This window comes from Micromonospora inaquosa (assembly GCF_003857055.1).
Classification (GTDB): Bacteria; Actinomycetota; Actinomycetes; order Mycobacteriales; family Micromonosporaceae; genus Micromonospora; species Micromonospora inaquosa.
Window position 1 is genome coordinate 1 of the sequence record NZ_QGSZ01000244.1, and the last position, 13,510, is coordinate 13,510.

At 70.6% G+C, this 13,510-nt stretch carries 9 protein-coding genes; 7 read left to right on the forward strand and 2 right to left on the reverse strand.

What is annotated here, in order from left to right:
• The coding region (locus tag DLJ59_RS21360; protein WP_158630884.1) for an acyltransferase family protein at nt 1-1,052 on the reverse strand (1,052 nt) is incomplete at its 3' end.
• A 345-nt stretch (nt 1,053-1,397) separates the two neighbouring features.
• Here DLJ59_RS21360 and ileS point away from each other — a divergent pair.
• Complete coding sequence (gene ileS / locus DLJ59_RS21370) at nt 1,398-4,544, forward strand: isoleucine--tRNA ligase (protein ID WP_124774409.1); 3,147 nt, start codon at nt 1,398-1,400, stop codon at nt 4,542-4,544.
• A 96-nt stretch (nt 4,545-4,640) separates the two neighbouring features.
• The gene (locus tag DLJ59_RS21375) at nt 4,641-5,330 is read left to right on the forward strand and encodes a lysophospholipid acyltransferase family protein (protein ID WP_124774410.1); all 690 of its coding nucleotides are present in this window, start codon (nt 4,641-4,643) and stop codon (nt 5,328-5,330) included.
• A gap of 135 nt (nt 5,331-5,465) precedes the next feature.
• Here the strand turns inward: DLJ59_RS21375 and DLJ59_RS37560 are convergent, their stop codons facing one another.
• Nucleotides 5,466-6,812 (reverse strand): hypothetical protein, encoded by a 1,347-nt coding sequence (locus tag DLJ59_RS37560; protein WP_244236156.1) that lies wholly within the window; start codon nt 6,810-6,812, stop codon nt 5,466-5,468.
• A gap of 173 nt (nt 6,813-6,985) precedes the next feature.
• Here DLJ59_RS37560 and DLJ59_RS21385 point away from each other — a divergent pair, with 173 nt between their 5' ends.
• From DLJ59_RS21385 to DLJ59_RS21405, 5 genes are all read left to right on the forward strand, one after another.
• Nucleotides 6,986-8,980 carry a TIGR03960 family B12-binding radical SAM protein gene (locus DLJ59_RS21385; RefSeq protein WP_124774411.1) on the forward strand — a complete coding sequence of 665 codons (1,995 nt, stop codon included), beginning with the start codon at nt 6,986-6,988 and terminating at the stop codon, nt 8,978-8,980.
• Between the two features lie 229 nt (nt 8,981-9,209).
• Nucleotides 9,210-9,650: a hypothetical protein gene (locus DLJ59_RS21390; RefSeq protein WP_124774412.1), complete on the forward strand. Its 441-nt coding sequence runs from the start codon at nt 9,210-9,212 to the stop codon at nt 9,648-9,650.
• A 10-nt stretch (nt 9,651-9,660) separates the two neighbouring features.
• Nucleotides 9,661-11,160: a WXG100 family type VII secretion target gene (locus tag DLJ59_RS21395; protein ID WP_124774413.1), complete on the forward strand. Its 1,500-nt coding sequence runs from the start codon at nt 9,661-9,663 to the stop codon at nt 11,158-11,160.
• Nucleotides 11,161-11,170: 10 nt separating this feature from the next.
• A complete protein-coding gene (gene mycP, locus DLJ59_RS21400; RefSeq protein WP_124774414.1) occupies nt 11,171-12,535 on the forward strand; it encodes a type VII secretion-associated serine protease mycosin in 1,365 nt (454 codons plus the stop codon).
• Nucleotides 12,536-12,692: 157 nt separating this feature from the next.
• A complete protein-coding gene (locus tag DLJ59_RS21405; protein WP_124774415.1) occupies nt 12,693-13,505 on the forward strand; it encodes a TIGR03936 family radical SAM-associated protein in 813 nt (270 codons plus the stop codon).
• Nucleotides 13,506-13,510 lie beyond the last annotated feature (5 nt).

A 13,510-nucleotide genomic window follows, 5' to 3' on the forward strand; every position in this document is an offset into this window, starting at 1 on the left:
GGGACCACCTTGCCCCGGCCGGAGAAGCGGCGTCCCACACCGATCATCGGCTGCTCCACCCAGCGGTAGAGCAGATCGGCGGCGAGCAGGCTGAGCACGGTGGTGGCGACGAACAACCGGGTGCTGTGCCCGGCGTACGACGGCACCAGCGCGATCACCGTCGTCATGGCGAGGTACTGCACCAGGTAGAGCGAGTAGGAGCGTTCGCCCACGAACACCAGCGGTCGCCAGGAGAGCACCTTCGTCGGCAGGCCCGAGGCGAGCATGGCGGGGAGCAGCACCGCCACCGCCACCGCGTACACGCCGATCATCAACTCCGAGTGACCGTCCTCGGCGGGCGGCCAGTACGGCAGCGACAGGTGCACCGCGACGAACCCGACGAACACGGCGAGGGACGCCACCGGACGGGTCAACGGCCGGAACAGCGCGTACCCCCGGGGGTGGTGCATGACGACCGCCAGCAGGCAGCCCACCAGGATCGACACGTAGTGGATCGGCCAGTAGGGCCAGTCCTTCTCGAACGGGATCAACGCGACAAGAGCGGCGATGGCCAGCAGCGTCACCGCCATCCGGCGCAGAACCGCGGCCCTGACGAACACGAAGGCGAGCAGCGGCCACACCAGGTAGAACTTCCACTCGATCGCGATCGTCCAGGAGTGCGGGAACGCCTGGTTCGGCGCGAACTCGTTGACCATGAGCAGGTAGTACGGCATCGACTCGCGGAGCCTCCCGCTGGCGCCGTTGAGGTGCGCGAGGGCGTACATCGCGGCGAGCACCACCAGGTAGACCGGCAGGATCCGGAAGACCCGCCGGATGTAGAAGGACCGCAGCGACACCCGTCCCCGCGACTCCTCCTCGCGCAGCATCAGCGTGGTGATCAGGAAGCCGGACAGCACGAAGAACAGTTGGACGCCGACCCAGCCGGACAGCCAGGTCCATCGCGGCCCCCCGAAGTGGAAGGCCACGACGATCACCGCGGCGATCGCGCGGAGCCCGTCGAGGGCAGGGAACCGGCGCATCGCTCGGTATTCGGCGTAACTTATCGTGGCCACCCGCTGAATTCTGGGGAGCGGTACACAACGCGTCAAGGCGGCCCCCCGCACCCTGGTCGGGTTCGCCACTACTCGAAGGCGCGGAGGTGGGCGCGTCGAGTATCGTTGAGCACCGAAAGGCGATGACCCGGCCATCACCGGTGAGCCTCCGGAAGAACAGCCGGGCAACCGGCCCAGTAGAACCGGACGGGTGTGGCCCGTCACAGCCAGCAATGAGCGGGCGGTCGTTCCTGACCGCCAAGCGGGGTGGTACCGCGGGCCACCCGGGAGCGCCGTTCCAGGCGTACCCGGAGGGATCGTCCTCGCAGACCCACGTTGAGTGAGCTGCGAGGAGAGCGACCCCCGATGGCCTATCCGTTGCACGACCCGACCGCCGCCGGTGTGCCGGCGAGCCCGGACCTGCCCGCGGTCGAGCGCCGGGTGCTGGAGCACTGGACGGCCGACAAGACCTTCGAGGCCAGCATCGAGGCCCGTCCCGCCGGCACGGACGGCAAGAACGAGTACGTCTTCTACGACGGTCCGCCCTTCGCCAACGGCCTGCCGCACTACGGTCACCTCTTCACCGGCTATGTGAAGGACGTGGTGCCGCGCTACCAGACCATGCGCGGTCGGCACGTCGAGCGGCGCTTCGGCTGGGACTGCCACGGCCTGCCCGCCGAGGTGGTGGCCGAGAAGCAGCTCGGCATCACCAGCAAGGCGGAGATCATCGACCTGGGCGTGGACCGGTTCAACGAGGCCTGCCGGGCCTCGGTGCTGGAGTTCACCCAGGACTGGGAGCGGTACATCAACCGGCAGGCCCGGTGGGTCGACTTCACCAACGACTACAAGACCCTCGACCTGGACTACATGGAAAGCGTCATGTGGGCCTTCAAGACCCTGCACGACAAGGGTCTGATCTACGAGGGCTTCCGGGTCCTGGCGTACTGCTGGCGCTGTGAGACCCCGCTGTCGAACACCGAGACCCGGATGGACGACGTCTACCGGGACCGGCACGACCCCACCCTGTCGGTGTGGTTCGGCCTGACCGCCGACGAGTCCGCCCCGGAACTGGTGCGGGGGCCGGTCAAGCTGGGCGTCTGGACCACCACGCCGTGGACCCTGCCGTCGAACCTGGCGCTCGCCGTCGGCCCGGACATCGAGTACGCCGTGCTGGAGCGCGAGGGTCAGCGATACGTGGTCGGCGCGGCGCGGCTGGCCGCGTACGCCAAGGAGCTGGAGTCCTACGAGCAGGTCGGCACGGTGTACGGCCGGGACCTGGTCGGGCGCCGCTACACGCCGTTGTTCGACTTCCTCGTCGAGCAGGCCGGGGAGAACGCCTACCAGGTGCTCGGCGCTGAGTTCGTCACCACCGAGGACGGCACCGGGATCGTCCACCTGGCTCCGGCCTTCGGTGAGGACGACCAGAACGTCTGCAACGCCGCCGGCATCCCCACCATCGTGACGGTGGACGACCACACCCGGTTCACCGCGCTGGTCCCGCCGTACCAGGGTGAGCAGGTCTTCGACGTCAACAAGCCGGTGATCCGGGAGCTGAAGGACCGGGGGGTGGTGCTCAAGCAGGACACCTACACCCACTCGTACCCGCACTGCTGGCGCTGCGACACCCCGCTGGTCTACAAGGCCGTGTCGTCGTGGTTCGTCGCGGTGACGAAGTTCCGGGACCGGATGGTCGAGCTGAACCAGGAGATCAACTGGACGCCGGGCCACATCAAGGACGGTTCGTTCGGCAAGTGGCTGGCCAACGCCCGGGACTGGTCGATCAGCCGGAACCGGTTCTGGGGCTCGCCGATCCCGGCGTGGAAGTCCGACGACCCGAACTACCCGCGTCTGGACGTCTACGGCTCGCTGGCCGACATCGAGCGGGACTTCGGCGTACGCCTGACCGACCTGCACCGGCCGGCGGTGGACGACCTGGTCCGCCCCAACCCGGACGACCCGACCGGGCAGTCGATGATGCGTCGCGTGCCGGAGGTGTTGGACTGCTGGTTCGAGTCCGGGTCGATGCCGTTCGCCCAGGTGCACTACCCGTTCGAGAACGCGGACTGGTTCGAGCACCACTATCCGGGTGACTTCATCGTCGAGTACATCGGGCAGACCCGCGGCTGGTTCTACACCATGCACGTGCTGGCCACCGCGCTGTTCGACCGGCCGGCGTTCCGCAACTGCCTGAGCCACGGCATCCTGCTCGGCTCGGACGGCCGCAAGATGTCCAAGAGCCTGCGCAACTACCCCGACGTCTACCACGTCTTCGACGCGTACGGCTCGGACGCGATGCGCTGGATGCTGATGTCGTCGCCGGTGCTACGCGGTGGGGACATGGCGGTCACCGAGGCGGGCATCCGCGACGCCGTTCGGCAGGTGCTGCTGCCGCTGTGGAACGTGTGGTATTTCTTCACGCTCTACGCCAACGCCGACGGGTACCAGGCGCGGCGGCGCACCGACTCCACCCACCTGCTCGACCGGTACGTGCTGGCGAAGACGAACGAGCTGGTGTCGACGGTCGGCGCGCAGATGGACGCGTACGACATCTCCGGTGCCTGCGCCACCGTCCGGTCCTACCTGGACGCGCTGACCAACTGGTACGTGCGCCGGTCCCGGGATCGGTTCTGGGCCGGCGACGCGGACGCGTTCGACACGCTGTCGACCGTGCTGGAGACGCTCTGCCGGGTGGTGGCGCCGCTCGCGCCGCTGACCGCGGAGGAGATCTGGCGTGGTCTGACCGGGGAGCGTTCGGTGCACCTGACCGACTGGCCGGAGGCGAGCGAGTTCCCGGCCGACCACGAGCTGGTCGCCGCGATGGACAACGTCCGGGCGGTCGCCTCGGCGGCGCTGTCGCTGCGCAAGGCGAAGGGGCTGCGGGTGCGCCTGCCGCTGTCGAAGCTGACAGTGGCCTCGCCGGCGGCGGAGCAGCTGCGGCCGTTCGCCGACCTGGTCGCCGACGAGGTCAACGTGAAGGCGGTGGAGTTCAGCGCGGAGCTGTCCGCGTACTGCGAGCAGGTGTTGACGGTGGTGCCCCGGGCGCTCGGCCCGCGGGTCGGCAAGCAGGTGCAGCAGGTGATCAAGGCGGTCAAGGCGGGCGACTGGGAGCTGGTCGACGGCGCCCCGGTGGCCGCCGGCGTCACCCTCGCCGAGGGCGAGTACGAGCTGCGCCTGGTCGCCGCCGACGCCGAGCACTCCGCGCCGCTGCCGGGTGGCGAGGGCGTGGTGGTGCTGGACACCGACGTCACTCCGGAGTTGGCCGCCGAAGGGTTGGCCCGCGATGTGGTGCGGGTCGTGCAGCAGGCCCGCCGGGACGCCGACCTGGACGTCTCGGACCGGATCGTGGTGTCGGTGTCGGCGTCCGACGAGGTACGCGCGGCGGTGGCCGCGTACATCGACTTCGTGTCCGGTGAGGTCCTGGCCGACTCGGTGGACTTCGCCGAGGGCCTCGACGGCTTCGCCGGCGAGGTGGGCGAGGGCGAGCGGGTGACGGTGGTCGTCCGTCGTTCGTAAGCGTGGGTACGGACGCCTCCACACCTCCGTCGGCGGAGTGTGGAGGCGTCCGCTACGGTGACACCGCCTGCTCGCACCTCATCTGCCGGAGGACCAGTGCCCCTGCTCTACACCATCGGCAAGCTGACCGTGGCGCCCACGCTGCGGGTGGCGTTCCGCCCGACCGTGGAGGGGCTGGAACACGTGCCGGAGACCGGCGGCGCGATCTTCGCCGGCAACCATCTCTCGGTGGCCGACGAACTGTTCCTCGGCACGGTGGTGCCCCGGCACCTGGCGTTCTGGGCCAAGTCGGAATATTTCAAGGGCACCGGCGTGAAGGGTGCGATCTCCAAGTTCGTCCTCACCGGCCTGGGCGCGATCCCGGTCGAGCGGGCCGGTGGTCGGGCGGCGTTGTCCGCGTTCGACGCGGCGATCCCGGCGCTCAAGGGCGGTGACCTGGTGGTGGTCTACCCGGAGGGCACGCGCTCTCCGGACGGCAAGCTCTACCGGGGGCGTACCGGCGCGGCCCGCCTGGCGATCTCGGCCGGCGTGCCGATCATTCCGGTCGGCATGATCGGCACGGACAAGGCGCAGCCGATCGGTGCCCGGGTGCCCCGGCCGGGCACCGCCAAGATCACGGTGCGATTCGGCAAGCCGCTGGACTTCACCGGCCGGCCGGACGACCGCACCTCGCTGCGGCAGATGACCGACGAGCTGATGAGTGAGATCCAGAAGCTCACCGGCCAGGAGTACGTGCCCCGCTACGCCCCGCCGCGCGCTCACCCGGACCCGACCCGCGACGCCTGACAGCTCTCCCCCCGGCCTCTGGCCCCGGCCTCGGCCAGCGGGGCTGATCGACCGCCTTCTACTTTGTCGTCTCGGCGCGATGTGACGTTGTGTCACGGCGCGTGTGTCGTCCGGCCGAACGACTGAGGGCCCGGCTCAGCCCCGTTCGGGTTGGACGATCTGGGCGCGCAGGGTGGCCAGCAGTTCGGCACTGTCAGTGACGGAGAGTCGGGTGAACACGCCGGTGGCGATGCTGCCGTGGTCGACCGACGTGCAGACCACCACGTCACTGCCGTCGGCGCTACCCACCGCGCATCGTTCGTACCGGCCCCGCACACCGGTGTCCACGCTCTGCGGGGCGCTCAGTGCGTACCGCTCGGTGAGCCGGCTGATCTCGGCGTCCGCGTCCGACTCCGGACTCAGCCGGAAGCCGGTGCCACCGAAGACCGTCACCCGCTTGCCGCCCGTCGTGCTGTAGACGCCCGCGAACGTGTCCTCGGCCAGCAAGTGCTCGTTGCGTACCTCGTTCTCCAACTTCTTGGCAGTCTTGGCGCTGTCGCCGTCCTGCCGCAGGCGCAGGTCGGCCACCTGTTCGGGTAGTGCCGCGCGGGCCGGGTACTGGGCCGAGATCGGGAACCCGTAGTAGGCGGGGCAGCCGCAGCAGCAGGCCAGGGTGAGCAGCAGCAGCCACGGCCAGCGGCGACGTCGACGGACCGGCACGTACCCCTTAGGTGCCTGCCAACCCGGCGACACCGGTGGTGGGGCGGCGGATCGCCGACCTCGGCGCTGCTTGGGCGGCCGGGGTGGTGCCGGAGGTGGTGCGGGCGGCGACAGGGGCCGGCTCGGCGTCATCGGCCTGGGTGCGACCTGCGGCGGCATGGGCGCGGTCTGCGGCGGCCTGGGTGCGGCCTGTGGCGGCATCGGGGCGGCCGGCGGCGACACCGGATGCGACCCGACCGGGGGAGCGGGTGGCCCGGACCACTGCCGGGTCGCAGGCGGCACCGGGTAGCCCAACGTCGGTGGCAGCGGGGGCAGCTCGGCGGACGGCAGGTCCCAGCCGCCGGTGTCCACGCCGGCCCACGGGTCAACCGGAGTCTGGTGCTCCGGCGATGAGACGGGCACCGGCGGTGGCGGGGTCGGCTCGGCCGACTCGCCCCAGACGCGCCGACGCGGCAGCGGCGGCGGCACCGCGGCCGAGCCGCTCCACCGGGGCGCGGGCGCGGGGACGTCAGCGGTGGCGGCGGGCTCGGGCTGCTGCGACGACTCCGGGGCTGCGGGCTGATCCGATGGTTCCGGCCGGTCCGGTGGTTCCGGCTGCGCCGATGCGTCCGGCTGGTCCGGTGGTTCCGGCTGCGCCGATGCGTCGGGCTGCGCCGACGAGTCGGGCTGCTTCGGCGGTACGGGTGGGGAGGTCGGCTCGTCGGCGACCGCCGGACTCTGGTCCGGCTCCGCGCCCGGGGTGCTCCCGTCGGCCGGCCGTGCTCCCGGCTGGGGCTCGGGCATCGCGGCAATCTCCTCTCGCGCCGGTCCGAGGTTAGTACCGTGTCGCCACCGTCGCCGAGCGGGCGTCAAGGCGGGTGCGAGGGCGGGGCGTGATGGCGGGGCGCGATGGCGGTCGGTGCGTCCTGGCGGCGTGCGCGCGATCGGCGCCGGGCGAACGCGTACCCTTGGGCATCATGAGTGCCCCGTCCACGACGCCGCGCGCGGCCGCGACCAATTCCGTGTGGTCCCAGCTTGAGCCGCTGCTGCCCCAGGTCTCCAAGCCAATCCAGTACGTCGGCGGCGAGTTGGGTGCGGTGACGAAGGACTGGGACACGGCGACCGTCCGCTGGGCGCTGATGTATCCGGACGCGTATGAGGTGGGCCTGCCCAACCAGGGCGTGCAGATCCTCTACGAGGTGCTCAACGAGCTGCCCGACACGCTCGCCGAGCGGACGTACGCGGTCTGGCCGGACCTGGAGACGCTGATGCGCACGCACGGCGTGCCGCAGTTCACCGTCGACGCGCACCGGTCGGTGCGTGGGTTCGACGTGTTCGGCCTCTCCTTCTCCACGGAGCTGGGTTACACGAACATGCTCACCGCGATCGACCTGGCCGGCATTCCGATGCTGGCCGCCGACCGCACCGACGCCGACCCGGTGATCGTGGCCGGCGGGCACGCCGCGTTCAACCCGGAGCCGATCGCCGACTTCATCGACGCCGCGGTGCTCGGCGACGGCGAGGAAGCGGTCCTCGAAATCACCGCGATCGTCCGAGAGTGGAAGGCCGAGGGTTCGCCCGGTGGCCGCGACGAGCTGCTGCTGCGGCTGGCCCGCACCGAGAGCGTCTACGTGCCGCGCTTCTACGACGTCGACTACCTGCCGGACGGCCGGATCCAGCGGGTCGTACCGAACCGGGCAGACGTGCCGTTCCGGGTGCACAAGCGCACGACGATGGACCTGGACGCCTGGCCGTACCCGAAGAAGCCCCTCGTGCCGCTGGCCGAGACGGTGCACGAGCGGTACGCCGTGGAGATCTTCCGGGGCTGTACCCGGGGCTGCCGGTTCTGCCAGGCCGGGATGATCACCCGGCCGGTGCGGGAGCGGTCGATCACCACGGTCGCGCAGATGGTCCGCGACGGGCTGGAGTTCTCGGGCTTCAACGAGGTGGGCCTGCTGTCGCTCTCCTCGGCCGACCACTCCGAGATCGGCGACATGTGCTCGGGCCTCGCCCAGCAGTACGAGGGCACGAACGTCTCGCTGTCGCTGCCGTCGACCCGGGTGGACGCCTTCAACATCGACCTCGCCCAGGAGCTGTCCCGCAACGGGCGGCGCACCGGCCTGACCTTCGCCCCGGAGGGCGGGTCGGAGCGGATCCGCAAGGTCATCAACAAGATGGTGACGAAGGAAGACCTGATCCGCACCGTCGTCACCGCGTACACCAACGGCTGGCGGCAGGTGAAGCTCTACTTCATGTGCGGCCTGCCCACCGAGACCGACGAGGACGTCCTCGAGATCGCGGAGATGGCCCACGAGGTGATCAGGGCCGGCCGCGCCGCGACCGGCTCGAAGGACATCCGCTGCACGGTCTCCATCGGCGGGTTCGTGCCGAAGCCGCACACCCCGTTCCAATGGGCCGCGATGGACCGTCCGGAGGTCATCGACCACCGGCTCAAGATCCTCAAGCAGGCCATCAACGCGGACCGTTCGCTGGGCCGGGCCATCGGCTACCGCTACCACGACGGCGAGCCGTCGCTCATCGAAGGACTGCTCTCCAGGGGTGACCGCCGGGTCGGCTCGGTCATCCGCAAGGTCTGGGAGAACGGCGGCCGGTTCGACGGGTGGAGCGAGCACTTCTCCTACCAGCGCTGGGTGGACGCGGCGGCCGAGACGCTGCCCGCGTTCGGCGTGGACCTCGACTGGTTCACCACCCGTCAGCGCGACGAGCTGGAGGTCCTGCCCTGGGACCACCTCGACTCGGGCCTGGACAAGGACTGGCTCTGGCAGGACTGGCAGGACTCGGTCAGCGGCTTCGAGCAGGACGACTGCCGGTGGACGCCCTGCTTCGACTGCGGCGTCTGCCCATCGATGGACACCGAGATCCAGATCGGCCCCACCGGCAAGAAGCTGCTGCCGCTCACCCCGCTGGGCGGCAACGGCATGAAGGTTCCGTCGGGCCACTCGCACCCCTGACCGGGCCCAGCGCCGGCTGACGCTGCCCCACCACCTCCACATTCGACAGGCCGCCGAACGGGTCCGCGCACAGCGGGCCCGTTCGGCGCTGTTATGGGACTGGACCTTCGGAGATCGGCTGCCATCTGTACCACGTGGTGGTGGCTGGGGCTGCCCCGCCTAGGTCAGACTCGATACGCTGCGTCTGACATGGACCGACCCCGCGGGTCGGGAACGGGGGAGGAAGCGCATGGGTAGCATCCCGCCGCCGAACACCGGCGATCTGCACGTCAGCGTCGAGGATCTCGACGCCGCCGCAGCGTACGTCGAGCGGCTGAAGCAGTACATCGACGACACGATCAGCTACGAGATGGAACGCATCAAGGAGCGGATGAAGGGCGACAGCAACAACGCCCAGACCGTTCCGAACGGCACCCCCTTCGGCGCGTACGAGGACGCACGTATGCAGTGGGCGGCCCTGACCACGTCCACGGCCAACATGGAGGCCCATCTCGCGACGCTCTCCCAGAAGCTCGCCGCGCTCAAGGAGGGCACCGAGGACATCGCCAAGGCGTTCCGCGACACGGAGGCGCGTAACGGCGCCAACGGCAAGGAGATCGAGCGGCTGCTGGAGTCGGCGGCGCCGCCGCCCACCGCCAGCGGCGCACCCACCTACCCGTACACGGCCTGAGGGGGACGTCATGGCTGGAGGAACCTGGGAGCGGTGCGTCCGCGAGGTGACGCTCTCCGCAGACCCGGAGACGGTCGGATCGGTCGGAGCGGGCTGGAGCAACCTCTCCAGCGGCCTCCAACAGTTGCGAGACGCGCTGGTCGGTCGGTCGTTCGTCGGCCCGATCGCGACGGGCCAGGAACGCCCGCACGTCGGCGGCCTGCCCGGGATGCTCGCCGGTTGGAAGGGCAGCGGTGGCGACGCGTACCGCGAGCACCTGGGCAAGATCGGAAAGCAGATCGAGGATCTGATCACCGACGCGACAAACGTCAGTGGCGCCCTGACGCGGATCGAGGGTGACATCCGCAAGTCGGTCTCCACGATCCCGATCCCACTGACTGACGACTTCGGCATCAACAACTGGAGCCTGCCCAACGGCACCGACCTCGGCGACGCCCGCGACGGCGAGAGCGCCTCGGGGTTCCTCGCCGCCCTGCGTCAGGACTACCAGAACAACCCCGCCGCGTACGCCGACGGCGCGTTCCGCGACAAGGCCGACGACCTGGAAGCGACAATGAAGGTCGACGGCCGGGCCGACGACCAGAAGCGGGGCGGCTGGTGGGACACCAAGTCCCACCTGGACAACTGGTACCGCGACAACCAGCAGGCGGCGAACACCGCGATGGCGCCGCTGCCCAAGGCGGTCTACACCGAGCGTCCCAAGCTCACTGTCAACAGCCCGGATAAGTCGGGACAAGAGGACGTTCTTCGTCGCGACCCCCGGGTCCCGCCGACGGGGCGGCCCGACATTGGTGGCGGCGATTTCGGCGGCAAGCCCGACATCGGTGGTGGCGGCCCAACGATCGGCAGCAAGCCGCCGGGCATTGGCGACACGGGCGGTCCGACGTCCACCGTCGACCCGTTCTCGCCGACCAACCCCGGTGGGATCGGTGCTGGCTCGCCTTCCGGCGGCACCGGTCAGCTCACGTCCCCGTCGACAGGTGCCGGTTATGCGGGCTACCCGGACGGTGACGCTGGCTACAGCAGCGGTCTGGCTGGCGCCAGCCCCAGCGGCATCGGTGGTCTGGGTGGTGGCATCGGCGGCGGCGGGGTCGGCTCCGCCGGTCTCGGTGGCGCCGGCGGTGGTTTCGGCGGTGGTGGTTTCGGCGGTGGGGCCGGCGTCGGGTCGGCTGGCGGAATCGGTGCCGGCGGTGGCCTGGGCGCGGGCGGCGGCATCGGCGTGGGCGGCATCCCCGGCATGGTGGGCGGCGGCAACGGAAAAGTGCCGCCGATGACGAGCGCCGCGAACGCGTTGCGCACCGCTGCGGGTGCCGGCGGCGCCGGGATGGCGGGCGGCGCGCGTGGTGCGGGCGTCGGCGGCGCCGGAATGATGGGCGGCGGCGGCATGATGGGCGGCGCGGGCGGCGCCGGGCACGGCGGTGGCAGCGGCACCGAGCACTCGTCATGGTTGACTGAGGATGACGATCCGTGGGGCCCTGGTGACGGGGCGTCTCCGGGTGTCCTTCGATGAGGATGGACGGATGAGGGTGAACGGTGGGGCTCTCCGGCGGGTGACCGCCTGCCTGCTGGCGGGTTTCCTGGTGGTGGCGGCCGCCCAACCGGCGGTCGCCGCGCCCCGGCGGGCCGAGCAGTGGTATCTGGACGAGCTCCGGATCGATCAGGTGCACGAGATCTCGACCGGGCGGGGCGTGGTCGTGGCCGTGATCGACAGTGGCGTCGAGGCCAGCCATCCGGACCTGCGCGGTCAGGTGCTTGCCGGGGGGCGCAGCTACGGCACCTCCGGAGACGGTCGGGCCGATGAGGACGGGCATGGCACGCACATGGCCGGCATCATCGCGGCGAAAGCCAGTCGCGACGGGGTGGACGGCATCGCCCCCGGTGTGAAGATCCTGCCCATCAAGATGCGCAAGGACGACGGGGCCTACACCGACGCCGGGATTGCCCGGGCCATCCGGATGGCCGTCGACGGCGGCGCCAAAGTGATCAACATATCCATCGGTGGCCCTGGCTTCGCCAATCCCGTGCAGAAGAGCGCAATCCAGTACGCGTTGGACCGTGACGTCGTCCTGGTCGCCTCCGCGGGTAACACCGCCCAGGGCCGCACCACCGTGGGCAAGCCCGCCAACACCCCGGGTGTGATCGCGGTGACCGGGACGACCCGGGGCGGCGCGTTCTGGTCCGGCTCGGTCCAGGGGCCGGAGGCGGTGGTCGCCGCTCCCGGCGATGGCATCTACAACATCGCCAACGAGGGGGGCTACGGCTGGGGCGACGGGACCTCCGACTCCAGCGCGATCGTCTCTGGTCTCGCCGCGCTGATCCGGGCTAAATATCCGGACCTCAGCGCTCCCAACGTGATCAACCGGATCATCCGGACCGCCCGGGATGCCGGCGCGTCGGGACGGGATCCGCAGTACGGCTTCGGGGTGATCGACCCGATGAAGGCGCTGACCGCGAACGTGCCGCCGGTCACCGCCAACCCACTGCTCGACCCGGCTGCGGCGACCGACCCGGGCCCGGCCCGCACCGAAGGCGCGGACGAGGAGTTCGACGTCACGCAGCACGGCGATCGCGGTGGCCCGACCGACCAGCAGGTCATGGTGGTCGGCATCGGCATCGCCGTGGTGCTGGTGTTGCTGCTGGGGCTGGTGGTCTTCCTCATCTGGAACCGCCGTCGATACCGGCGGGAGGCGGCCCGGGCCGCCGACATCCCGGACGAGGTGCTCGACCGGGCGGCCCCGGGCGGGTACCAGTCGCCGGACGCGAACTACGCCCCGCCGCCCGGCTACCCGCCGGCACCCGGTCAGGGCCCGCCGTCCGGTTATGGCCCGCCGTCCAGTTACGGCCCGCCGGGCGGGGCGCCGCCCGCCCCGCCGAGAGAGCGGTAACCGGTCCTGATCGTGATGGCCGGCTGGTGACCTCCGTGTCGCTGGCCGGCCATCGGCTTTCGCGGCGGGTGGTCCCGACCCTGGCGACCGCTTTGCGCCCGTCTGCCGGGGCGATTCGACCGCCCCGGCTGCGTACCGTCACGAGCCCTGCGCCAGGATGGGCGGACACGCAGGTACACCCGAGGAGCCCACGATCGCCAGAAAGCCTCAACCCGAGGGCGGCCAGGCACCGGTCGTCCAGCGCGTCCGCATCCGGTACGCCAAGCGCGGGCCGTTGCGATTCACCTCGCACCGGGACTTCGCCCGGGCGTTCGAGCGCGCGCTACGCCGGGCCGCTGTGCCGGTCGCCTTCTCCCAGGGTTTCCACCCGCACCCGAAGATCTCCTACGCCAGTGCCGCGCCCACCGGGGTGGCCAGCGAGGCGGAGTACCTGGAAATCGCCCTTCAGGCCGAGGTCGACCCGGAGGCGTTGCGCGCCGCGTTGGACGCCGCGCTCTCTCCGGGGCTGGACGTTTTGGACGCCGTGATCGCCGAGGGCGGCAACCTGCCGGACCGGATCGAGGCGTCGCACTGGTACATCGAGTTGCCCGAGGTCGACACGGCGGTGCTGCGCGCCGCCGTGGACGCCTTCGTCGCGGCCGAGGAGGTGCTGGTCGAGCGGATGACCAAGCAGGGGCGACGTACTTTCGACGCCCGCGCCGCCGTGATATCGATCGATGTCCAACTACCTACGCCGACGCCTTCCGGGGCGCCGGCCGTACCGTGTGCGATACTCGAACTGGTCGTGCGGCAGGTCACCCCGTCCGTACGGCCCGATGACGTCCTTTCCGGCCTCCGCGTGGTGGCCGACCTGGAGCCGCCGGTTTCGCCGAGGGTGACCCGGCTGGCTCAGGGCACGTTGACCGCGCAGGGTGCGATCGTGGATCCGTTGGATGCGGACCGCGACGGGGCAGCCATCGTTGGGCACTGACCGAC

Coding starts and splice junctions, on each gene's coding strand:
- ileS (WP_124774409.1), top strand. CDS start 1,398: ATGGCCTATCCGTTGCACGACCCGACCGCCGCCGGTGTGCCGGCGAGC.
- DLJ59_RS37560 (WP_244236156.1), bottom strand. CDS start 6,812: ATGCCCGAGCCCCAGCCGGGAGCACGGCCGGCCGACGGGAGCACCCCG.
- DLJ59_RS21385 (WP_124774411.1), top strand. CDS start 6,986: ATGAGTGCCCCGTCCACGACGCCGCGCGCGGCCGCGACCAATTCCGTG.
- DLJ59_RS21390 (WP_124774412.1), top strand. CDS start 9,210: ATGGGTAGCATCCCGCCGCCGAACACCGGCGATCTGCACGTCAGCGTC.
- DLJ59_RS21395 (WP_124774413.1), top strand. CDS start 9,661: ATGGCTGGAGGAACCTGGGAGCGGTGCGTCCGCGAGGTGACGCTCTCC.
- mycP (WP_124774414.1), top strand. CDS start 11,171: ATGAGGGTGAACGGTGGGGCTCTCCGGCGGGTGACCGCCTGCCTGCTG.
- DLJ59_RS21405 (WP_124774415.1), top strand. CDS start 12,693: ATGGGCGGACACGCAGGTACACCCGAGGAGCCCACGATCGCCAGAAAG.